At 50.9% G+C, this 23,962-nt stretch carries 16 protein-coding genes; 6 read left to right on the top strand and 10 right to left on the bottom strand.

From position 1 onward, the window contains the following. The first annotated feature begins 19 nt into the window (after positions 1-19). The gene (locus tag H6F88_RS14025; protein ID WP_190643365.1) at positions 20-907 is read left to right on the top strand and encodes a tetratricopeptide repeat protein; all 888 of its coding nucleotides are present in this window, start codon (positions 20-22) and stop codon (positions 905-907) included. 544 nt (positions 908-1,451) lie between these two features. Further along, positions 1,452-3,044 carry a hypothetical protein gene (locus H6F88_RS14020; RefSeq protein WP_190643364.1) on the top strand — a complete coding sequence of 531 codons (1,593 nt, stop codon included), beginning with the start codon at positions 1,452-1,454 and terminating at the stop codon, positions 3,042-3,044. Between the two features lie 265 nt (positions 3,045-3,309). Here the strand turns inward: H6F88_RS14020 and purB are convergent, their stop codons facing one another. Continuing rightward, positions 3,310-4,605 (bottom strand): adenylosuccinate lyase, encoded by a 1,296-nt coding sequence (purB, locus tag H6F88_RS14015; RefSeq protein ID WP_190643393.1) that lies wholly within the window; start codon positions 4,603-4,605, stop codon positions 3,310-3,312. A gap of 505 nt (positions 4,606-5,110) precedes the next feature. On the opposite strand from purB, the gene H6F88_RS14010 reads away from it, so the two are divergent. The 3 genes from H6F88_RS14010 (at position 5,111) to H6F88_RS14000 (ending at position 6,798) form a co-directional block, all read left to right on the top strand. Then, a complete protein-coding gene (locus tag H6F88_RS14010; protein WP_190643363.1) occupies positions 5,111-5,647 on the top strand; it encodes a hypothetical protein in 537 nt (178 codons plus the stop codon). 71 nt (positions 5,648-5,718) lie between these two features. Next, entirely contained in the window at positions 5,719-6,306 is a 588-nt protein-coding gene (locus tag H6F88_RS14005) for a zinc ribbon domain-containing protein (protein ID WP_190643362.1), read from the top strand. Positions 6,307-6,420: 114 nt separating this feature from the next. Beyond that, positions 6,421-6,798, top strand: coding sequence for a DUF760 domain-containing protein (locus H6F88_RS14000; protein ID WP_190643361.1), 378 nt, complete (start codon positions 6,421-6,423; stop codon positions 6,796-6,798). 218 nt (positions 6,799-7,016) lie between these two features. Here the strand turns inward: H6F88_RS14000 and H6F88_RS13995 are convergent, their stop codons facing one another. Next, on the bottom strand, positions 7,017-8,225 hold the full coding sequence (locus tag H6F88_RS13995; RefSeq protein WP_190643360.1) for an HhoA/HhoB/HtrA family serine endopeptidase: 1,209 nt from the start codon (positions 8,223-8,225) through the stop codon (positions 7,017-7,019). A 238-nt stretch (positions 8,226-8,463) separates the two neighbouring features. Here H6F88_RS13995 and H6F88_RS13990 point away from each other — a divergent pair, with 238 nt between their 5' ends. Further along, the gene (locus tag H6F88_RS13990; protein ID WP_190643359.1) at positions 8,464-9,579 is read left to right on the top strand and encodes a M23 family metallopeptidase; all 1,116 of its coding nucleotides are present in this window, start codon (positions 8,464-8,466) and stop codon (positions 9,577-9,579) included. 7 nt (positions 9,580-9,586) lie between these two features. Here H6F88_RS13990 and H6F88_RS13985 read toward each other — a convergent pair whose 3' ends face one another. The 8 genes from H6F88_RS13985 to H6F88_RS13950 form a co-directional block, all read right to left on the bottom strand. Then, complete coding sequence (locus H6F88_RS13985) at positions 9,587-10,090, bottom strand: methylmalonic aciduria and homocystinuria type D protein (protein WP_190643358.1); 504 nt, start codon at positions 10,088-10,090, stop codon at positions 9,587-9,589. 128 nt (positions 10,091-10,218) lie between these two features. Beyond that, entirely contained in the window at positions 10,219-10,617 is a 399-nt protein-coding gene (msrB, locus tag H6F88_RS13980) for a peptide-methionine (R)-S-oxide reductase MsrB (protein ID WP_190643357.1), read from the bottom strand. Positions 10,618-10,927: 310 nt separating this feature from the next. After that, on the bottom strand, positions 10,928-11,686 hold the full coding sequence (locus tag H6F88_RS13975) for a fasciclin domain-containing protein (RefSeq protein ID WP_190643356.1): 759 nt from the start codon (positions 11,684-11,686) through the stop codon (positions 10,928-10,930). A 236-nt stretch (positions 11,687-11,922) separates the two neighbouring features. After that, a complete protein-coding gene (gene bcsA, locus H6F88_RS13970) occupies positions 11,923-14,574 on the bottom strand; it encodes a UDP-forming cellulose synthase catalytic subunit (protein ID WP_190643355.1) in 2,652 nt (883 codons plus the stop codon). Continuing rightward, entirely contained in the window at positions 14,575-16,971 is a 2,397-nt protein-coding gene (locus H6F88_RS13965) for a cellulose biosynthesis cyclic di-GMP-binding regulatory protein BcsB (protein WP_242050544.1), read from the bottom strand. Further along, positions 16,968-18,329: a glycosyl hydrolase family 8 gene (locus H6F88_RS13960; protein ID WP_242050543.1), complete on the bottom strand. Its 1,362-nt coding sequence runs from the start codon at positions 18,327-18,329 to the stop codon at positions 16,968-16,970. The genes H6F88_RS13965 and H6F88_RS13960 overlap by 4 nt, the downstream gene beginning before the upstream one ends. A 90-nt stretch (positions 18,330-18,419) precedes the next feature. Beyond that, positions 18,420-20,735, bottom strand: coding sequence for a tetratricopeptide repeat protein (locus H6F88_RS13955; RefSeq protein WP_190643354.1), 2,316 nt, complete (start codon positions 20,733-20,735; stop codon positions 18,420-18,422). Between the two features lie 11 nt (positions 20,736-20,746). Then, positions 20,747-23,074: a carbohydrate porin gene (locus H6F88_RS13950; RefSeq protein WP_190643353.1), complete on the bottom strand. Its 2,328-nt coding sequence runs from the start codon at positions 23,072-23,074 to the stop codon at positions 20,747-20,749. Positions 23,075-23,962 lie beyond the last annotated feature (888 nt).

Raw genomic sequence — 23,962 nt, 5'->3', positions numbered from 1 at the left:
TAGAGTTTGGGAAAGTTGTGTGTTTGATAAACGCAATCGCTGGATCATCAATCTAATCATGGGTTTTGCAGTACTCTGCTTTGTCGGGCTAGCGATTTTGCCGCTCGTTGGGCTACTGCGAACCACCCCTACCACAGCTAATGCCCCAGCTAATGCCCCAACATCAGACTTGGAGGCGCAGGCACGGGGTTATGAACTGGTATTAGAGGATGAACCCGACAACCAAACCGCACTTCGCAATCTATTGAGGGTTCGGCGGGAGTTAGGTGATGTTGAGGGAACGATCGCCCCGCTGGAGAAACTTGCAGAACTCAACCCAACTCAACCCGAATATACGATTTTGCTGGCACAGGCAAAGCAGCAGGTTGGCGATCGCGAAGGAGCTGCCCAAGCCTATCGCAGCATTTTGACAACCCAACCCGGAAATATCTATGCCCTCCAGGGGCTTGCCGCTCTACTGATTGAACAAGAGCGCCCGGAGGCAGCAATTGGTTTGTTGCAGGACACCCTGCGGAATGCAAATCAGGCGAATCAAATTCAAGCCGGTAGCGTTGACTTGACCTCAGTGCGGCTATTGTTGGGGCAGGTCTATGCAGAGAGCGATCGCTACAATGAAGCGATCGCGGTCTACGAACAGGCAATTCAGAGCGATCGCCAGGACTTTCGCCCAGTATTAGCAAAAGCATTGGTGCTGCAAGCTCAAGGCAAAGATACCGAAGCCCAACCCCTGTTTACCACCGCTGCCTCTCTAGCTCCCGCCCAATACAAAGACCAGATTAACCAACTTGCGACTGGAGGAGTAGAAGAGCTTCCTCCACCCCTTACTGAAGATTCTCCGAGTCAGTCCTCACCCGCTCCCGCTCCCGCTCCCTCGCCCGAACAGACTCCAGCCTCCACACCTGAGTAATCTGCAATGGCTGTCTAGACTTAGGTTACAGCCAGATCTCTTCACTCATGCTTCATACGTAAGAGAGCTAAAACGGGTGAGACGTAAAGAGTAAGTAAATATACATTTTTGTCCCTAGCAATAGTGCGTATGCATTGGCTACCTTAAAACTCGACATCCGTGTGGAGTTACGTAATGCCAAGCTAAATTTTCTTTTTTTATACGAAACCCACAGTGATTTCACTGGTAACTCAGTGATTTTGAAAAGGGCAGAAAATTCTTCACTTTACGTCATACTCTGCTCAACAAAATTCGCTGTAAGTTCGGTGTAGGTCTTCTATTAACGGTTTCAGGGGCATCATCTCCCGTGTCACTTTTGCTGACTTAAAAGTTGGCATTTCAGCATTTTTCCACCTGAGTTAAGCAAGTTATCTCGTCTTCTCCTACAGTGCCTCAGTTGTAAAAGCACTAACCAGGAGCTAGGCGGAATATTGCTATGCAAAAGCTTACAGGTGAATTTAGTCTCCAAGAACTTGTATAACTTGCAAAGGTAGGTTCCCAGTACATGGCATCCGATATTCGATCTTCCATTGAAAAAGCAACTGCAAGCAGCTACAGCAATACAGAGCGCGCTAGCAGCCTCAGTTCCTCAACCACGACCAATCTGCATCGCTCCAGTGCTGCCAGAGCTAACACAGGTCCTCTAGCACGTGTTTCGGTGACTAATATTGAGAGAGCAACTGGCGCAACCAAAACGTTTTCTGTAACCTACGCTGACAGTAGCGGTATTAACCTTAGAAGTATTGGATCTAGGAACATTCTCGTTACTGCTGGAAATAAGTTTAGACAATTTGCTCGACTGGTGAGTCCAGCAAAATTTGTTGCAGGAAGCAAGAATACACGGGCGATCGCAACCTACAGCATTACTGCGCGGGACAGAGCTTGGAGCGCAAATGAGAATGGTCGATACTCAATTTCTCTACAGGGACGACAGGTTAAAGATACACTTGGAGCTTTTGCCGCCCCACGCAAGCTAAAGGACTTCCTGGTTGATGTTCCAACTGTATCTTTTGTTAGTGGAGCCATCACTGCCCCTGGAGAGTACACCCTACGCGTCAACTATAGAGATAGAAACAATATCAGCTTGCCTAGGATCGATTCAGCTGATCTTGCTGTCTCTGGCGGACCAACTCCGCTCAACGTGCAGTTTGTCAGCGCTGAGCAGGGGCGCACTGGCACCCTGGCGACTTACCGCATTAGCGCTCCAGACAGTCGCTTTGATCCAGATGACTATGGCACCTACAGCATCAGCCTACGCGCCAACCAGGTCAGCGACATCGCCCGTAATTTTGTCCAACCAGGATTAATACGCTCATTTACAGTGAATGAAGCGGCGCTACCGCCGATTGGACTTTTAGGTAGTGAGAGAACAATCGAAAGCGGCGCACAAAATCACTTGTTCACCGTAACGTATCAGGACAATGGTTCTGTTGATGCCACAACCCTTGGAATGGACGATGTCCGGGTAACTGGACCCAACGGCTACAACCAACTTGCAGAATACGTTGGATCTCAAACTGGTGCTAATGGACTCACAGCCACCTACCGCATTTCTGCTCCAGGTGGAAGCAGTTGGGGAGCAGATGAGACGGGCGCTTACCAAGTGTCACTGGTTGCAAATCAGATCGCGGATAACAATGGAAACACCAATGTAGCGGCTACCTTGGGGAGTATTCAGGTTAACCCTCAAAGCTTGAGGTTTGAAGCAGAAACCTTCACTTCAGACGGGTCCTACTTTGTTGAAAGAAGTGTTACCACTGCCTCGGGTGGAAGAGTGCTTCGAGTGAGACAGCAAAGCACTCCAGGTCAAGCTTCTCGACTATTCACAGGTCCATCTGGTACATACAACATTGTGGTTGGCTACTTTGATGAGAATGATGGAGTAGCTAAGCTTTCAGTCAAGATTAACAATACCTTGATCGACAGCTGGAATTTTGACCAGAACTTGGGTAGCACTACTGCGACTTCTCAGACGTTTGTAGAACGACAAATCGCCAGCGGTATTAGTGTTTCCCGCAACTCGACAATTAACCTTGAAGGAATTTTTGCGGGCGGAGAGGCCGCGCGGGTCGATTACATTGAATTTATTCGGGTTTAATTCGTCCAGGTAGTATGGTGCTGGTTGCTTGAGTCAGGCATAATACCGTTTCTCTGAGAAGTGGTAACAGATGGAAAAGGTCTCCTCACACTGGAAGTGCCCTTCCGTCTGTCGCTCTGTCTCGAAGTTGGTTTAGGCCAGAACGTAAAGGAGGATAGAGCTTAGCTCTATCCTCCTTTACGTTCTGTTTAGATGTAAAACTGGTGGCTCAATCATGGGTACGAAAATTGCTTCTATACCTATGATTTAGCCTTAACTCGCAAAGCTAAATATTTAGCCGCTGGTAAATGGTGTCTAGATGTTTTAGATGCTGTTGAGGGTCGAAGCAAGCTTCGATTTCTTCAGCCGATAGGTGGGCGGTGACGGTCGGGTTTTGTGTAATCAACGCATGAAAATCGCCGCTTGGGGTGTTCCAAGCAGTATGGGCACAAGATTGAACGACCGCATAAGCTTCTTCTCGGCTCAGTCCTTTATCGACCAGAGCAAGCAAAACCTTTTGACTGAAAACTACACCGCCGTACCGGTTCATGTTGCGCTGCATATTTTCCGGGTAGACCAGCAGATTTTTCACCAGATCGGTGATTTCTACCAGCATGTAGTGGGTCAAAATGCAGGCATCTGGCAAGATGACTCGCTCAACAGAGCTATGGGAAATGTCTCGCTCGTGCCACAGGGCTACATTCTCGATTGCAGCAACCGCGTGTCCTCGAACAATTCTCGCCATTCCAGTTAAGCGCTCAGAGCGGATGGGGTTACGCTTGTGAGGCATGGCTGAGGAGCCTTTTTGCCCTTTGGCAAAAAATTCTTCCACCTCCAGGACATCGGTACGTTGTAAGTTGCGGATTTCGACTGAAAATCGCTCTATCGAGGCGGTTACTAACGCCAGCGTTTGCACAAAGTCGGCATGGCGATCGCGCGAAACGACCTGGGTTGAAGCGGTGTCAGGTTCTAGCCCTAAATTTTGACAGGCGATCGCTTCAACCTGCGGGTCAATATTGGCATAGGTACCCACCGCTCCCGAAATTTTGCCCACTGCAATTTGGCTGTGCAGACGACAGAGGCGGTCGCGATGGCGTAGCACCTCTGCCAGCCAACCAGCCAGCTTAAACCCAAAGGTAATTGGCTCAGCGTGAATGCCGTGCGATCGCCCAATCATCACCGTATCCCGATGCTGCTGCGCCTGATAGCGAATCGCCTGAATCAATGCCTCCAGTTGACCCAGCAACACATCCAGGCTAGCGACTAATTGCAGCGCCAACGCGGTGTCCAGCACATCAGAACTGGTCAGCCCCAGGTGAATGTAGCGCCCAACGTCTCCGACATACTCATTCACGTTGGTCAGAAACGCGATCATGTCATGGCGAACTTCGGCTTCAATTTCTAACACCCGTTGGGGGTCAAAATCCGCCTTCGCCTTGATCGTTTCTACTGCCTCAGCCGGAATGTAGCCCAATTCTGCTTGGGCCTCACAGACCGCAATCTCGACCTGTAGCCAGGTTTTCAATTTATACGTTTCAGTCCACAAGTTGCCCATCTCAGGCAGGGTATAACGCTCAATCAAGGCTCGTGTCGCAGAATACAACCGTCCTATTGTACAACTCTAAGGATTGAATAGAAGTTTGCGGGCACCCGCAAGTTTTTGTCCAGTCTGGTGAAGCTGAAAAGTTGTTTGAGCCTTAATCTGTATCCAAAGACGTAAAAAAATAGGAACCAAATTTCGGTTTTCCTTCGTCACCAATAAAAAATAGACAGTTTGCTCCTTAAAAGACTAGTAAACGAGTTGAGTTAGGTTGAGGCATTCAGAAGCTAAAAGCGTGATTTGTTGACCGCCATCAGATACGAAATTGTGATAGGTGTGAGTGGAGTGTGAGTATTTTTAGAATGGCTTAAAGCCTGTCCTGCTAGGCATTTCAAGACACTGCTTTGGTTGTTTGATGTAGGTCTCACCCAAATTAGTGAGTCCAATCGTTAAACTGCCACAGCTAAAGAAATTTGGTGCGGAAACCTCTCAAAGCTCTCTGTATAGCCTCGATAGGAAGCTCAATTTGGACGTTGAGAGTTTGATTATGCCGCCCTCACACACCCCCCAGTCCAACTTAATCAGTCGGTTGCATTGCCCTACGGTTTCGATTGGTTTAATCCAGCCTGAACCCGCTCAACCCCTGCAACTTGGACGTGTTGAACTCGACTTTGAAGATTTATCAGCCTTTGAGCAAGTCCGAGACCAGTATTCAGGATTAGGGATCAAGTTTGCTGGAGCGATCGCCCTTCAGCCTTCTAACCCCGCCTTTCTGCCTCGTTCTGGCTCAGTCGTACTCATGCCTATGACCAACGGGCTGAGTTTTGATATTTATCTCTATCGCGCAACCCAAACCGTTGGCGCTTTTGTTACAGGTACCAAACAAGTTAGGCTCACGGCGTTTGACGCTGATGGTAAAGTGATTGCCCAAAGCGATACCGGCGTACGTCAATATGTACAGGAACAGCGACAAACCGTTGATCCCCTGCCTCAGCACAAGCTGGAATTAACGGCTGTAGGAATTGCCAGAGTCAAATTTGCCTCGGATACCCCTTTTACACTAGATGATTTCTTTTGCGGTTAGCGATCGCCACCCTTAAATCAGGTTCTAATAAATCTGCTCTAATGAATCTATAGCCCTTTGCCAAAATATCCATGATCTACTCCTGTGAATTAGCTGCGGGTCAGAGCCTTTACCTGGATGACCAGGGAATGCAAGTTGTCCTGACGCTAACTAGCAGCAGTCCGGGGCAGCAGCAACAATCTAGCAGCAGTTTTCAGGGCAGCTTGACGGCTCCGCCTCAAGTGTTTCGGACGGCTCAAGGCATTGTGGTCAAGTTGGTTATGAGCGATGGCGATCGCCTGATTCACCTCCAAGGGAGCCACGTTAGCCCGCTCAGCCATAGCCCTGATCTGAGTAACGCCGAACAAATCCAGGTACAGCAAACTGCTAGTCAGCCATCCGCACCAGCAATGAAGCCGATGCCGCCAATGGAATCCATGCAACCAATGCCACCCATGAACTTGAATATGGGTGATATGCAGATGAGCATGAATCCAATGCAAATGCGGATGAGAGACATGGAGCTGAAAATGGGTTCAGCTGCTGCATCCGCGTCTGCTCCTGAAACTGCTTCTCAGACTGCTCAAACTCAGCGCTTTTGCAGCCAATGCGGAGCCATAGTTGATAGAAGCGATCGCTTTTGTTCTAGCTGTGGATATCAACTTTCCGTCAAGGTTTGATGCTAAAAAATTAAATTTTAGATTTCTCCCCTGTTTCCCCCCAAAAGTACGGGTCACAGTATCAGATATCAGTGTCACAATGGATCAAAAGTAAACCTGACATTTACGGTCTCCATGGTTTTTAACCCTGACAACGCCAATTTTTTCAGTGGCAGTGCCGAAGAGAGCCAAGCGAATCAACTTCTGAAGTATCTCCAGCATCAGTCGCCTGAAGTTTTGGCAAGAGTTGCAAAGTCCGTCAGCCCTGAGATTAAGCAGATTATTTCTCAGAACGTCCAGGGACTAGTAGGAGTTTTGCCATCAGAAACATTCAACGTCCAAATTACTACTGACCGCGAAAACTTAGCCGGACTACTAGCATCTGCAATGATGACAGGCTATTTCCTGCGCCGCATGGAGCAGCGTATGGAGCTAGAAGACAGCATCAGCAGCTCGCTCTCGCTACATCGTGAATCTGGCAATGGGGAATCTTCCTCTGATTCTCTGTTCTAAGCGAAGCTAGCGAGATTGAAGCATATCTAAGATTTTGTTCTGGGAGCCTATCGGAGTCACGCACGCGGCTCTACGATAGCTTTTGTTCGCTTATGCGATGTGCAGTCTCCGTTGAAGATTCAACAACAAGGAAAGCGGGGAAATTTACTTTTCTCCCCGCTTTTTTGTTCTAGCCTGTACAGCTACAGCGATCCATAAATCTCAGCGTTCTACCCGTCCTAGCCAAGCTGGTCAGCCGGAAACGCACTTGGACGCACTTGAATGGTTTGAACTTGACCATTCCGATTGATTTCTAGCTCCAGAACTTCTCCAACGCTGCTAGTCTCAACCTGGTCTTGAACATCTACAGCCGTTTCTACAGACGTATCGTTCACCTTCAAAATCACGTCTCCTTGCTGTAAACCTGCCTGGGCGGCTGGAGTATCCTGCATCACCTCGATGATGAGTACCCCCTTTTCAAGATTGGCATCTAAAGCAAGCCCTTCTTCCTGGCTGATCCGTTCTTTCAGCTCTGGGGTCAAGTCCACCATTTGAATGCCCAGGTAGGGATGCTGAACTTCACCATTGGCGAAGAGCTGGTCTGCAATTCTTTGGGCTGTCTCGATCGGGATGGCGAACCCTAACCCTTGAGCATTGGCGCGAATGGCAGTGTTAACCCCAATTACTTCACCCTGGTCATTGAGCAAGGGACCACCAGAGTTACCAGGATTAATTGCTGCATCGGTCTGGATAAACCTGACTCGCTTGTCAACGCCAACCTGAGAGCTAGACCGCTCTGTAGCGCTGATGATGCCAGCAGTGACGGTATTGTCTAAGCCGAGAGGGTTGCCGATGGCGATCGCCCACTGCCCCGGCACCAGGTTCTGAGAGCTGCCAATTCTCACTGTCGGCAGCTCGGTTGCTTCAATTTTAATCACCGCGACATCAGTCACCGGGTCAACCCCAACGACTTCCCCGTCAAAGGTGCGTCCATCCTTCAGCGTGACAGTGACCGTGTCTGCCCCCTCTACTACGTGAGCGTTGGTCATCAACCGGCCGTCTGGGGTCAAAATGAAGCCTGATCCAGTGCCTTGCTCAGTCCGTTCTTGCGGCATGGATGGGGCTTCGTCTCCAAAAAAGCGGCGCAAGAGAGGATTTTGGAACGCATCGGGAACGCGGCTAGCGATCGTGCGAGAAGAATCGATTCGTACGACAGCAGGGCCAACTTGCTCAACCGCATCAGCAATAAAGTTAGGGTTATTTCGCTCAACAATGCGAACGGTCGGCTGGGAACTTTCTTGAGCTGGAGACTCCAGCGCCGCCGGAACTGCTTCTGGGCGATCGGAGCGATTTTCTGAATTGAGATAGTAGCCGCCCGCCCAGCCTGCACTTCCTCCGACAATCAGAAAAGCTGCGTAAATGCCCAATTGCTTTAGTGAGAAGCCCATACTCTTAGTTCCCGCTGTTGATTCCCGCGATGGCAGTATTTTGCTGACTCCAATCTAACCAAATTGAAACTCGCAATTCACACTACATAACCCCATAACCAAAAAGTTTTGTCAAAATTTTATGAGGAACTTCTGTCTGCTAAATGCAGTGAAGTGATTTAGACCTCTCAACCCGCACTCGTAAGAGATGCATTTTGAGCGAGGCAAATGCTTTGTCGTTTTCATTTGGGTTTCGAGTATGAATTTGTCGCGCTGCCTCACTTTTCCCGCACTGCTCTGGATTTTGACTCTGGTCGGGGCAGGACAGGCTACCTCATCTCTCGCCGCATCAAACCCTTATCAGCTCGAAGTAGGCGAACCCGCCGCCTCGTTCAGGCAATCCTTTGCCGTGGGCAAGCTTGATCGCTCAACGCTTGGCATTCCTTATCCTACCTCTGCCATTCAGAATTCTCTAGAACTTGAAGAGATTTATCAGACCCATCAGAATGCTGCTCGGTTAACTCACTCGTCAAGCAAACAAGCTGAGCCGCAAACTGCTTCTCCAACTAGCTCTGAGGCTGAAGGCGATACGCTCTGTCCTGAACCAGCTTTGTCTCGTGTGACCCGCCATCGCATCGCTGCGGGCGAAACTTTGACCAGCTTGTCGCAGCGCTATAACTTGATTCCAGCAACGCTAATGGGAATGAATCCTGTGCTGCGGGATGGGAATGCTCCTGTGGGGTCTGAGATTTTGGTTCCACCGTATAACGGTATCCGAGTGGAAGTGCCAGCAGGAAGCACCTGGCAAGATTTGGCAGAACTGTACGGCACGCGAGCCGATGTTTTGTTTGAGGTGAATGGCTGTCAGGAGGCTCCCCGTGTTGTCTTTGTGCCCGGTGTCAACTGGTCGCCCAACCAAACTGCAACGGGTACGCCCGCACGAGTGGATGGCGTGTTAAGGGAATATCCTTTGCCTGCAACTGCCTTTATTTCAACAGGTTATGGCTGGCAGCTCAACTCTGATAACGGCAATGTTGCCTTTCATGGTGGAGTAGACTTGACTGCTGACCGAGGAACACCCGTGCTAGCAGCAGGTGAAGGCACCGTTGCCTTTGCGTCAAACCAAGGTAATTACGGCAATCTAGTTGTGATTAACCATAGTCAGGGTTTACAAACTCGCTACGCCCAACTCGACAGTATCGACGTGGAAGTGGGTCAAACCGTTAGAGCAGGCGATCGCATTGGCACGGTTGGCAACACAGGAGTCGCGACCAACCCTCACCTGCATTTTGAAATTCGCTCCAATTCTGACTTAGGCTGGGTTGCTCAAGATCCCGGAGCTTATTTTCAAGATATGAGACTCGCAGAGCAATAAAATTGCCTTACGCACATTCGAGCTTGTCTAAATGCAGTTTCACAACCCGTTCCAGGCTTGTTGAGCAAGCAGACGTAACCAGAATGGAAGGATAAACCGCACTGCCCCAAATTGGATGCTCAATCGTTCGGCAACCCCCTCGATTTAGCACGGAGTAGCCCAACGTTGAGCGAATCACTGCCACATCATCCAACCGGAGCTGCCCTGAAACTGAAAACATGGGCAGCCCTGTTCGCGGATCAAACAAATCTGCAAAATACCCATCCTGCTGAAGCTGAGTGACGATTTTGTCGCCGAGTTCAGTAACCTTTTGCCGCAGTTGAAATTTATGAATTTCGGTTTCAACCGTTCGATCCACCAACGCCAGCTCACAAGGTTGAATAACAATTAATACTGACGAAACTGGGGCAGACCAACTTGGTAAAAGCTGGTCTAAATGAGTTTTAATAAATTTGCTGGGTGGATGAATTGAATACTGCAACGAGTAACGGGTTAAGTTGGAATTTCTCATTCTATAGCGATTCTGAATCTTAGTGAATTCAAGGTTTATTTTCAGGTAAACCCTTAATCAGTCACAAAAAGCGCACCCTGGAAGAGTGCGCTTTTCATTAAGTTGCTTTTCTGAATCCTAAGTTAGGGTCAGCTTTTTGGCTCGAACTTTAAAGCCGCTGAGTTCATGCAGTAACGCTGTCCTGTAGGTTGAGGTCCATCATCAAAGACGTGACCCAGGTGGGCATCACACTGAGCACAAAGAACTTCAGTTCGACGCATGAACAAAGCGCGATCGTCTTCGTAGCCGATATTGTCTTCCTTCGAAGGTGCCCAAAAACTTGGCCAACCCGTGCCAGAGTCATATTTTGCGTCTGAACTAAACAATTCAGCGTCACAGCAAACACAGCGATAAATTCCTGGCTTTTTGTTGTCGTGATATTCCCCTGTGAAGGCTCTTTCCGTCCCTTTTTTGCGGGTTACTTTAAACTGCTCAGGGGTTAACTGCTGCTGCCATTCCTGGTCAGTTTTTTGCACCTTATTCACCATGAATTATGCTCCTAGGTCGCTTAAAAATTGCTATGCAGTTCACTACTGATAGGAAAGTCCTCAAGTCTACATTCCTCAATACCTGAAATGCATTCTGCCTGAGCGAAGCCGTTGATCTGATTCTAAATCAACACCTCGGCTATAGCAGGTGAGGATTTCTCGCTTGAATTGGTGTAGTACTAATAATCTTTCTCTGAAAAGAGGCTACAGATGGAGGGGCGAAGCATCTGTCAGGCAGACTCTAAAGTGAGTCGGGAATTGCTGCCCAAATGCTTCGCCCTCAAGGAAACTCTAGTTCTTCTGGTTTCTATTACTGCGCGTTCAGTGCAGTTGTTAGCTGCTGACGGATTTGAGGGGGCAGCAACACTCGGTTAACGGCATGAACTACGCCATTACTAGCCTGAATATCTGCCCGAATCACACTACCGTCATTCACTACGATGCGTTCAGGAGTAACGCGGACAGCAATGCCACCGTTGAGGGTGGAGATTGCTCCAGTCTGAAGCTGGCTGGAAGTAAATTCACCCGGAACGACGTGATAAGCCAAAACTTGTCTCAGCAAGTTGCGGTTTTCGGGACGCAGCAGAAACTCAAGGGCACCATCGGGCAATGCTGCAAAGGCAGTATCAGTGGGCGCAAAGATAGTAACGGGGCCACCAGCATTTTGCAGTAGAGGCGCTACATCTGCGGCTGCTACAGCTTGTGCCAGGGTGTTAAAGGAATTGCCGCTGGGAGCTTGTTGGGTAGAAACGTGTTGCAGCAACTCGGTAAGGCTAGCATTGCTAGAAGTTGGAGGCGTTGCAGCGTCGGGAGTTGGTGCTGGCTGAGCAGCAGGCGGCTCTGTTGCAGGTGTGTTTGCGTCGGGGCTGGGGGTTGTGGTTGGTGGTGTTGTACTCGGTTCCGTTGTGCCAGGGGTGCCCGCTCCAGGGGTGGTCGTACCCGGTGCAGTAGGAGCAGGTGCGGGTTGGGTTTGTGCGAGTAGAGGAGCGCTGGCTGCGGCTGCGATTCCGGCAGCACCAAGCAGAATGGCGATCGCCCTCACGCTTCGAGAATAAAAAGTAACTTGCATCAGCTTAAAACTTTGTTACAACAACGCCTTTAGGCTAAAACAAACTGCCTTTTATGCGATCGCACAAAAGGCGTAGCCGAAAAACTAACTACAGACGGCTGACAAACTGATTGTGGGCCAATTTTGGTAGTCCCTCATCAAGAACCAGAATTTATAACGCTTCTCTAAGCAGATGGAAGAGCACCCCGCGCCACGGGGTGCTCTTCCATCTGTAGCCCTAATTTTTGAAATTGGTATTACTCTAGCGATCGCAGCAAATCTCGGATTTTAGTGCGCTGCTGTTGATTGAGAGATTCTGGAAAAGATAGTTCTATTGCAATTCGTAAAGGTGGGGTGTCATAGTCTGAGCTAATTTCTGAGTCAGCACCAGGTGGTTGAAATGCGACAACGGGTACAAGATTCAGAATTTCAACAGATTGCACTTGGGCTAACAGACTTTGGGGTGCAAAATCGTTAGTGTCGCTGCTGATCAGCAATCCAATCATCGGTTTGGTTTGCTCCATCGTTTCCAGATGTAGCAGGTCTCCTTCTAGCTCCAGCCGAATGTCTCGCGTACCCATTTCGGTGACTTTGGCAGTGTAGGATGTGCCTTCCCAGTCCTCCCAGAAAAGCTGAGCGTCAGCCCGGACTTGCTTGCGTACCTTCATCCCAACTTCGGGGCGAAACTCACGGTATACCCGCTGTATGCTGGTGGCAATGAATTTGAGCGACTGAATTGGGTTGTCTGCCTCATTTCGCTTCTGGGAATACCATTCTTTTACGTCTGAGTAGATGACGACTGAGAGGTCATCCAGTTGAGTTTGGCTGACGTTGACAAAGTCGAGGGCGAGTAGAGTTTGCAGTTTGTCAGTGGCGATCGCTCGAATAATATGGGCATCTAGCAGCACCCGCGCCCCATAATCCCCAATCAGCTCGATCCGAATTTCATCAGGGACGTTGGGCCAAACATCTAACAGCACTTGCGCTCCAGTTTCACTTACGTTTACCGTTTCGCCGACCCAACTTTGGTTATCGCCGTGAATCACGACGGCTAATCGGCGGGGTAGACGGTGAGCGCGGCGCAGTTGGGGTTGCTCAAAGGCAACCAGGCAGGCTGCCATCACCAGCAGCAGGTTAAATACACACCAGAGCGTGTTGATCAGCACAGCTTGCGTATCTTGCGGACTCAGCACCAGCCAAAACGGAACGGCGACCAGCGACGCAGCGGTAATTGCGCCTAGAATCACCAGGTAACGCACAGAATCCAGGTCAAAGCTGCGCTCCTCAACAGTTAGCCCTTTGTCGGTCACGTTGAATTTGCCCAGCTTGGGGTTGATTAGCGCCAGCAGGGTAACGATGCCTGCCTGAAAAGACATGGCAAACTCGTAAATCTCGTTCCAGAAGGAAAAGCGAACGTGTTTGTAGGGAATGTGGTTTGCCTGCATCGACAAAACGATGTGGGGCAAAGCATAGAACAGCGTTTCCAATCCCAAACCTTTAACAGAATTGATGCCGAAGAGGAGGAACAGGTTGGGGGCGATCGCGTACATCAAACGCGGAAAGCCAAAAAAGAAGTGTGATGTAGCGCTGAAATAGCACACCCGCTGCGCTAGCCGCAGATTTAACTTGCGGTTGACCATTGGATTCTCGATTCGCAAAATCTGCGCCATTCCCCGCGCCCAGCGCACCTGCTGACCGACGTAGGAGGAGAATTTTTCAGGTGCGAGTCCTGCCACCATGATCTTGTCGTAATAGACCGTTTCATAGCCCTGGGAGTGCAGCCGCAGGGAAGTGTGGCAGTCTTCGGTAACGGTTTCGGTAGCGATGCCGCCGATGCCGAGCACGTATTCCCGCCGAATCACGGCTGCTGAACCGCAAAAGAAAGCCGCATTCCAAAAATCGTTACCTTTTTGCAGCACTTTATAGAACAGTTCGTTGCCGACGGGTACTCGTCCCTCGGTCATCAGGTTGCGCTCAAATGGGTCAGGGTTGTAGAACCAGTGCGGCGTCTGCACCATCGCCACTTTGGGGTCAACGATGAAGAAGCCGACGGTTTCTTGCAAAAAGCTGCGAACCGGAATGTGGTCACAGTCCAAAATCAGTACCAGATCCCCATCGGTTCTCGGCAAGGCGGTGTTGATGTTTCCGGCTTTGGCGTGGTCGTTGTTATCGCGTGTGAGCAGGGTGCAGCCCAGTTCATCGCACATTTGGCGAAGCTGTTCGCGGCGATCGCGATACTTTTCTGCCCGACCGTCATCCAGAATGTAAACGTGCTTTTTGTCGTAAGGATAATCAGTTGCCAGTGCGCCTAAAGCCGTTTTGCGGACAATCTCAACTTCTTCGTTGTAAGTAGGGATGTATATATCAACCTTGAGCCAATCATCGTGGGGTAAGGTCGATAGATCGATGGGTTGGCGCTCACGAATTTTCAAAGTCTGAAAATAGGCCAGCATGAGAGTGGCGATCGCATACATTTCTGCCGCATACAGCAACAGACAAAATATGCCATTCACTACACCATCAAAGTTGAGCGTATAGCTGGTGCGGTAATAGAAATACCGCATCGTCGTCACCACGCTCAGCACAATTAGAAATAGGTGCAGATACTCGCTGCTGTGAGTGTCACTGCGCTGGTCTTCCATTCGCAGTACCGATCGCCCCACAAAAATTAGCAGCACTGCAATTAAGCCCTGCTGCCAAATGCTGGGACGCACCGTTATCAGCGGCAGACACATCATCAACAGTGACCCTAGCAGGATCACCAACTGCCGTCGGTTTAGCCACTTCAGCACGTGGTCAAACGTGTGCGGCAGGCGATCGACCAGCAGCGTTGCCAGCCATTCTGAGTTAGAAGGCACTCCTTCGCGAATCCACCGTCGCTGCGTTCGAGTCTTAGAAGGACTAACCATTTATTCCTGCCCCGTGAGCCGCTTTAAGTAGAGTTGAATCACCCCATACAGCACCAGTGACGCTGCCACGATGCCGGGAGCCAATACAAACCAGTTGCCGCGCAGCACCGCTGCAATTCGGCTAGAAAGGTTAGCCGATGCAAGCTGCCGTTGAGAAGACTGCTGCAAAAATTCCAGCGAGTAAGCGTTGGGGTCGTAGGGTGAAGGGTCAGGTTCGTTTGCCGCAATCAGCACTGTGTCACCCTCTAGCTGAAAGAACAGATTGTCCTGGCTGATCAGGTCGCGCACCTGCTGCAAGCCTTCATCAGTTTGGGCACTCAGCGCCAGCATGACCCGCTCTTGATTCCAGGGTGAAATGATTTGCTTGACCAATCCTTCCTGGTCGGGCAGGGTTTGAATCTGCTTTTGCCCCCAGTGACGGGAAAACAGATCTCGCAGGGCAAAGCCATCTCCTTGCTCAAACGCTTCGGGCAATGGAAACTGTGCTTCGGTGCCGATCGCAATAATGTGGCGGCTGTCTCGCTGCTCGACTGGCAACTTGCTAGCGCGGTAGACATCGAGCTTCACCGATTCGGCACGGCTGAGTCTGCCTAGACGCTCACTCACTTCTAGCAGCAGCAGTAGGTCGGACTGAGCTGGGTTTTCGGGCATGGCGATCGCCGTACTCGACAAATCCTGCGGCGCTGCAAACGGGTAACCTGCCCGCAACAGTTCCAGGTCAGGCAGCCGCACCACCTGTTCGCGATTCAGCTTAAATTCGGTGTCGGAGTGAATCGTACTCCAAAGCTGCTGGTCAGTCACACGGCTACAGGAACGGCGTTCTCGCGGATCGAGCCGAAAATTCACTTGGATTCGCGAATTTGGCTTAATTCGGTCTTCGGGTAGCGTTACTTTCAGCGTTTCGCGATCGCCACCACTCACTGAAGTGAGGCGTTTTCCAGTGATCACAACGTTGTCAAGTTCCACTTCCACCAGGGAGGTCAGCGGATTGATCTGCGGCCCGTAGCTATAGCGCAGCGTCATCGTGTTGCCCGGCGAAAACTGGTCATCGGGCAGTGCCCGAAAGTCCAATTCCAGGCTGGGGGAATGGGAACCCCGCACCGTTACATCACCATACGCCTGCTCGTCAAAGGTACGCAGGTCGCTCAGCTTAAAGGAATTTTCTAGTGGCAAATAGCCTTGCCATGCACGCGGATCAGGTGTTTCGACCTGATCGATTTGATCAACGATCACAAGATTACCCGTGCCGATCTGCCGATCTCCTGGCTGCACCAGGAATTGAACTGCCTTGGCGACTCCTTCAGCCCCGTTGCCCGTCACAACCAGCACGGGAGCTGCCCCATCAGGAGTCGTGGTCAGCATCAGTAAACCAACATCGCCCGGAAAAGGCTGCTGTTCTGCATCTAAAAATCGACCACTGCCCAAAGACAACGGCAAATCCAGAAATGACAGATCAGGCTGAATGGCAGGAGTTCCAATCACGATTAGCCGTTCACGTCCTGCCACTTGATCGATCGCTTCAACAATCCGCGTGTCTAGCGGACGAAATTCTGCTAGCCGCCCCAGAGAGGTGTGCAGGCGACTGGTGGCGGTCAACCAGGTTTCATCAATCTCGTTGGGCTGAAGGTAGGTGACCTGATTGGGTTCCAGGCTGAGGTCGTCAAATACCGGATAGGGATAGCGGTGAAAGTCGAGGGCGATCGCCTTCGGCTGGAAGTTAAACACCAGCTTGGAATCGGGCAGAATCTCCGTCCACAGCGACGGGTCAAATGGGTCTTGGGTACAAGTTGGTGAATTGTTTTGCAGCGCTGCCAGCACCACCTCGTTGTAATCCTTAATGGCTCCTGGCGGCACATCAAACACGACATTGCCAATCTCGCCCTGAGGTTTGTTCAGCGGCACGCTGCCAATGCTCGTACCGTTGACCAGCACCGTCAGATTTGAGCGAGTGGCATAGAGCGCTGCCGAGTGCCGAAACCGCAGCGAAATCTGCACGGATTTGGGTTCCCAGTTACGCGGACGGGTAAACCGCAGCCGCCGCTCATCGTAAATGCCCTCCATCCGTAACCGATTTCCCACGATGGGGCTGCGGTTAAACTCCAGTACATATTGTCCAGCCGCTTCAGGGGCAACGGTAGGCGGAGCAGCGGGAGGATCAGGCAGGGCAAATTCAGAGCGGGACAGATCCGGCTGGGGCGCTCCTGACTCCTCTGTAGGAATTGGAGCCTCAGTCTGAGCGGGTGCCGGGAGAATAGCCCACCCCAAAAGCAAGCCGCAACTGAGCAGCAGCATTCCAGCAAAAGCCCAGAGGGGGCGATCGCGTCGATGGGAAGAGGAGCGCGATCGCCGTCGAGAAGATTGACGGTTAGGGGTTGGTGAATGTAGGTCGTGTTTCATGAACTAGATGCTTGCATCAACTGTGCAGAAGGAGAGACAGGAGGTAGTAACCCAAACCAGGCAAGATTTTGCGTGTAATAGGCGGAACTGTTGTCCCAAAAGCCTTGCCGATATTGCGGCACTAACTTTTGCTGGTAGATTTGCTCAGCGATTTGCGGTTCCGTTAAAGCAAACGCTGGGTAAAGCGTGGCGTACTGGGCTGTCGCTTCGTAGTCGGCGATCGCCCTTCCCTGCATGTCAAATCGGGCAGGAATCTGCTGTCCGTCCTGCCAAAACCGTTCTAAGTACGCCAAATGTTGGCGCAGAAATTGCTCTGCCTGCGGTTCTTGGAACCAGGCTGCATCTAGCGCCACTCGCCACCACACCCGATAAGCATCAAAGCCGTACTGACTTTGCAGGTTAGAATCGCTGACTGGGGAAAGTTCTGCCGTTTGCGGATTGAGCGAAATCCAGTCACTCGGCAACCCAACCGCCGAAACATCAGACGACGCTTCTAAAAGCTGGTAGCTGCTGTCTACCAGGCTCATCCAGTCATGTTCTGGGTCAACCTGAGCAAACAGGCGAAAGGCATAAGGTGCAAAGTAAGAAGGGTTGAGAATCAGCGTATCTGGCTGACTCCAAAATGCCTCAGCGGGTCCGGGCAGCAAAACCCGATCGTCAGCCAACTCGGCAGTTGAATAGTTCCAAATGTCGGTTAGTTTGACTTTTGCTAACTCCAAATATTCTGGGCAACTCCAGCGACGAGCCGCAAAAATCAGGGCGGTAGCGGCATCAATATCGGCATCGCTGGCAAAGTTGGCATCGATCGTCGTCCATTGCCCAGTGGAATTGCGACCCCATTTCCAGGCCCAAAGCTGATCGAGGCGATCGCTCTCCCCCTTGCGAATCAAATTTTGCTCTGCCCAGTTCAGCGTTTTCACAAAGGTGCCAGGGTCGTTGATCAGCACCGCTCGCAGCATCGCGTAGGCTTGTCCCTCAGAGGTGGAGCGATCGCCATCTTCTCGGTCAATCACTCGCCCATCTTCCTGAATAAATCGCTGGCGGTAAGCAATCCAGCTTTCCTGCAGCAGCGGCAAATTTTCAGCCCGAAACGGTAACGATAGTGTATTTGGCGTACTTGCCTGAATGTCAGAAGGCTGTTGCCCTACTACATCCTGCAAACACACGGGTACTTCTGCCTGAGACGGCTTCCAGCAGCCTGCTGTCAGACTCAAGAGCAGCGCCATTAGACCGAGGAGCGATCGCCGCGCAGCTTTAGTGCGCCACCGTCCTGTTAGCCCCAACAACACTTGAGAGACAGTTGACAAAATTCGCAGCGCAGCTAGAAATGGGGATTGGAAGGAAAAATACAGCAACATTCTGCAAAACCTGTCAAGTTTAAGAAGGGCTGGAGGCTAAGGGCTGGGGGCTAGGGGTTAAGAATTTTCATCCTTTATCCCTCGTCCTTCCTAATACCGCTCCCACGCAGGCTGAAATCCTCGTCGTCGCATCAGATCTAACTGAATCTGCTCAATTCGGTCGTCCAGGTCAGCGTCGGGATTGCCTGCTACCAGACGCTCTTGCTGCAAGCGTCGAAGCTGTTGAAGTGCTGCCATTGGACGATCTTGGGCAACGCTGAGTTCCGCCAAGATGCGGCGCGTTTCCCAATCATTTGGCTTAAGAGTCAGCACTCTTGCATAAAGCATGGTTGCCTCCGTGTAACGCTGCTGTTGAAACCGAATTCCACCTAAAGCAGCTAGAGCATCGGTGTTTTCGGGTTGGCGATTTAGCACTTCACGGTAAGCCTGACTAGCCACATCTAAATTGCCTAAAACCTGAGCCAGTTCGCCCTGGAGGAAATAGCCGTTGATGTCATCGGGATTACGCGACAAAACCCGATCAACTTGTGCTTGAGCCCGTTCGGGATCGCGCAGTGCCAAGACCTGCACCAGCCGACGATTCACGCCGATGTCATCGGGGTTGACGGTTAGCAGCGTTTCATAAAGCCGTTCTCGCTGTGGACTGGGCGGTAAAGCTCCTACTAGGCTAAACAGCTCTGGCGGCGTATCGGTAGCGGGACGGGCTGCTAGCCAACGCTCTAGAACGGCTTCGGCTTCCGATTGGGAAATCTGCTCAATCTGGTAAGCCAGACTGGCTCGACCGAGTTGGGTTTGCAGGTCATTGGGATTTCTGGCTAGAAGCTGGTCGTAGAATGCTAGGGCTTCCTCTGGACGATTTTGCACCAACCGAATGCCCGCCAAACCGCGCAGGGAAGCAGTGAGAATTTGGTCTTCAGGATTGCGGGCAATCAGTGCCTCATAGCGGCTGGCACTGGCTTCCAGGTTTCCTTCGCGCCGCTCGATGTCTGCTAACAGCAATTCTGCTGCCAGATCTTGAGAACCAACGGAAGTCGCACCATAAGCAGTTAGGGCTTCCCTTGCCGCTGCATAGTTGCCTTGCTGAATCAAAATTTGGGCAACTCGGAAGTTTAAGAAGGGAACGTTCACATTGGACTGAAGCAAGTTCTGGTAAATCGGCAAGAGTTCTGGGTCGGGCGGGTCGAGGCGAATTAGAGACTGGGCGATCGCCCGTCTCTCAATCTCCCCATCACTCGCCTGTAAAACAGACTGAAGCTCTTGCTGAAGCTGAGCGCTAGAAATTTCTCCAAGCTGCCGCTCCAACACCGATCGCTTCACCCGCAGGCTCAGGTTATTGGGCTGTTGAGTGGCAAGCTGTTGATAGAGCCGTAGTGCCTCTGCCTGAGAGGTGGGTGACTCGCTCAAGACATCTGCCACCTCAGTTACCAGCCCCGGAGATGGATTGCTCGTTTGCTGAAGCACTCGACGGTAAAGGGCGATCGCCTCTTCATAAAGCTGAGCATTGCCCGACTCTCTACCAATCGTGCTGAGTGCCCGTGCTAGCGGCAAGGTTGCGCCTTCGGCGTCGCGTAACGGTTCCAGGGTTGCCAGAGCCGCTTCTGGGTTTTGGTTGGCTTGATGGGCGATCGCCAGTGCTGCCCGAATCTGAATTGCCGTTGCGTCCAGACGATCAAACTGTCGTAGCCGAGATTCCAACACTCGCACTGCCTCAGCCGGATTTCCCGTTTCCTGAAGCGTCGACGCATAGGCTGTAATAGCCGTATTCGGAATCGTTTCCCCGGTTGCCTGATAGCGCTGAAATAGCGCCAACCCCTGGCTATAGTTGCCGCTGTAGGTGTAAATTTGAGCCGCGCCCAAAATCGTCTCGGCTGAGGGATTGTTTGCTAGTGCGATCTGATAATCTGACAGCGATTCGCTGTAGCGTCCCTGGTAGCCCAACAGCAGCGCCCGCTGCGCTCTAGCGTTTTGGTTATTTGGGTCAAGGTTGAGTAGGGTGGTCAGCGCTTCGATGCCGCCTGTCTGCCACTCTGAACGATAGCTGCCTAGCAGCCCTACAGCTTCCAGGGCGCGGCGGTTTGTTGGGTCTTGAGTTAAAACCTGACGGTAGGTATTCCAAGCATTTTCATCCTGTCCGGCTCGCTGGTAGGCGATCGCCAATCCCAGTCTTGCGTCCAGTGAATCAGGATAGCGCTGCAAAGCTTGTCGAAAGGCGGCGATCGCATCATCGACCCAGCCTTGCTCTAGCAGCGTATAGCCCCGACTCACTGCCGCAGGCACCGTTTGCGCCTGCACTGCCAAAATTCCTAAACCAATCGGAGACAACAACATTCCCGCCGATGTCCCCAGTAGCATCAACCCTAGTAGCGTGTGTTGCAGCACCTGACTACCCCGTATGAGAAATTCCATGCGTCGCCTCATTAAAACTGCCTCCCTAGTCCTGTTACATCCAGGTCAGCTCGAACCCGGAATCCGAACACAGTCTCTGAGAATTCATTTCGCTGTTGAATCGTTGCCCCCGCTCGCAGGTTGGGCGAAAGTCGGAAGTCGTAAAATAATTCCAGGACATCAGGCGACTCGTCGTCGCGATCGCGCCGCAGTTCATCGTTTGACAGCCCCCGACCATAAGCTAATCCGAGGCGATCGTCTGGCATGAACAAGTCCAGCAGATTTATCCCAAAGCTGTAAGTATTGGCGCTTTCGTCTACATCCTGGTTGGTGTAGTGTCCATAGCGGGCAAACAGCCCCAGGTTGATATCGGGAATGAAATATTCGGCGTTGAGTCCAAAGGCTTCTTCGCGATCGCCCTCCTGCACGCCAAATGCGTCACCGCGATCGATGCCAAAAATCTCTTCAAAGCCGTCGCCACTGCCCGGATCTTCAGCCGAAATGTAAGTGCCGCGCAAAATCAAATTGCCTGCCCGAAAACCCACCTCTCCAGCAAACGCATCCAGGGCAAATTCGCTCAGGTCACGATTGGAGGAAAAAACAGTAGCTCTCACGTCTACGTTGTCGGTTGGGTTCCAGGTTGCCATTGCTCCAATTCGCGAAGACAGCCCTGCTGCACTCAATGCCGGATTCGTTTGAAAGACTGGATTGAAGAAGTGAGTCACCACATCTTTGGCAAAACTGTTGCGGTCAAAGTAGGAGGTTAAATCCATCAACCCTGCTGTAAACCGCAGCCCCGACGTTCCAGGTGGCAAAAATGTAGCGTATAGCTCGTTCAGTTCCAGCCCAAATCCGTTCGCGTTGCCAAATGCTTCACCGCCCGCCAGGTCTACCGTTGCGCCAAACAGCAAATTAGGACTGGAGGGATACAGCACCGTCGCGCGCGCCCGCGCCGAAGACTCATCGCCTTGCAGCACATATGCCCCCTGAAGCTGAATGTAAGGCGTACCCAGAACTAGCGCACTTCCAGACGTAGCGGCTTCATCCTCCGACTCAGCCTGTCCGACAAGAACCGGCTCAGGGGTTGATCCTTCAGCTACTTCAGCCACTTCAGATGAGGTTTGAACCAACTGCAACTCTGGCAGCGAAGCCAAATCAACCTCGCTCAACTCATAGCAGTCCGCAGTGTCACAATCCCACATCAGCGGTTGCCAGTCTGGTTCAGCTTCTGCCCCTGTCCAGGCGATCGTTTCCACTCCTGAATTCAGCGCAATCACAATCGGATCACGCACAGTTACACCAGGGGCGATCGCGTCAGATCCTAATAATTCCTCAGGTGTAAACTGATACTCGTCAGCTCGAACCAACTCCGGCTCATCCAGAGCTACATTCGTATCCGGCTCACTCCCAGAGTTAAAAAATTCTGCCTCTAGCGAAGCCAAAATTCTCGTCAGTTCACCTGTTTCATCAGAAGATGAAGAAACTGAAACCGTTTCACTATCTGATGTAAAGAATTCCGTCTGTAACGCGGTCAAAACTTGTGACCAATCATTCGCCGTGCTATCTATTACGGAGGGGATACGCAAAGAAGTTGCTGCCGTCTCAGATATCTCCTCGGCACTGGCTTCTCCAAACTCTATAGCTTCAGCAGGGTCTGGTTCCGTGTGTTCTGGTTCAGAATAATCTGATTCAGTTTCAGTTCTTTCAACGTTGCTCGTCTTCGCACCCGTCTCCGCATCATCCGTCTCCGCATCAATGAACTCAATGCTGAAGTGACGAATAGTTTCAGTGTGCAGCCTGCTCAGTTCAAGGGAAGTCGGGGATGCATCTACCGCTCCTGACTCCGCTTCTAACTGTGACTGAGCCAACGAAAGGCTTTGAGAACTTTCCCCTAGCGCTTCATCTTCTGCCCCGACGATTTGCTGCCCTTCGTCCAAAGGATCTGCCAGGGGTGCCGATGATACTGACTCAGCATGTAATGCTTCAGCGGACAGTACTTCAGCAGACAGTACTTCAGCAGATGATGCCTCAACCGATTCCGTTACCGCTTCGACTGCGTGCAAGTCAGTCTGGGGCTTTTCGGGCGGTTGGGTAGACGTAGCAGCAGTCACGCGAATAGAGGCTTCCTGCCAAGCGATCGCCTCCGAGTCGGTTTCAGCAACAGGTTCCAGTTCACGAGAAGGAACTGCGGAGCGATCGCCAACCGCTATATCAGCCTGCGCTGCGGCAGCTAGACTCGATTCCAGCAGCAACACGAAACTGCTGGCTAGAACAGCACTGCTCCAAAGTAAAGAATTGCGCCAGTCGGTTCGCCGTGGGGTGACTTGAGTTGAACTGGCATCAGTAGCGTTTACATTCATATTTCCTACCAGGGGGCATACGGCAACCCTAAAAATAGACATGCCGAATTAAATGGCAGGCAAAATCAAGCGCCTGTCGTGAGTGAATTAATGGCGATCGCTACAACAGAATCGACACATCAAGCTGCAAAACCAGGAAGCCAAAAGACACTGAGAACAAAGCTGAACCTGCTAGGAACAAGCCATCCTCTTAAAAAGCTCTGTCTTGTGACGCCAATTGGAAAATTTCGCCTCCTGCCCGTTTCCCATAACACTCCTGGATCTGGAGAAATTTCAGGTAAAAAAAGAATAAAGAGGACGAAGCAATCGCCTTGATGCGTGTAGTCGCTTCTAAAAGCTTCTTTCAGCCAAAATTTTGAAGGAGATGCACATCATTCACCTGTCGAATTACCGAACGAATAGAAATAGTCAGGTAAGATGCATAGTCGCCGCAAGGCTTTTATCTAATCACTTTTATAGCCCATGTTTTTGAAAAAAGAATAAAGGAAATCCCGAACTTATATAAAGATGACGCGAACTTCTTCAGCAAGAATATTATTCTTTCAATCAGGATTTTCTTTGTAGAAGATTAATTTAAGTTTGAGCTAAGGCTAATCATTTTGAGGCTAAAAATCATAACTTCTTTGAAAAAGATCCTGTTTTCACTCTCATCAACTGAATAATGGATTTTACTTCTGTTCAAAAGCGTTTTGTAAATTGCTCTAGTCTGATAAAGACTTGTCAGATAGTGCCTTGTAACTAGTTAAATCTGGGCTAATGGCGATCGCTAACATTGAGCTAAAATCCCAATTCACCGCTCATTCGAATATTTCTTGTGCTTGCTGTGGTAGTTCTAAATCATTTTCAGGATTAGCAACTCCTAAGAAAACACTCTTTTTAAGGCATATT

This window comes from Oculatella sp. FACHB-28 (genome assembly GCF_014696015.1).
GTDB lineage: Bacteria > Cyanobacteriota > Cyanobacteriia > Elainellales > Elainellaceae > JAAUTN01.
This window is presented reverse-complemented; position numbering and strand designations above follow the sequence as displayed.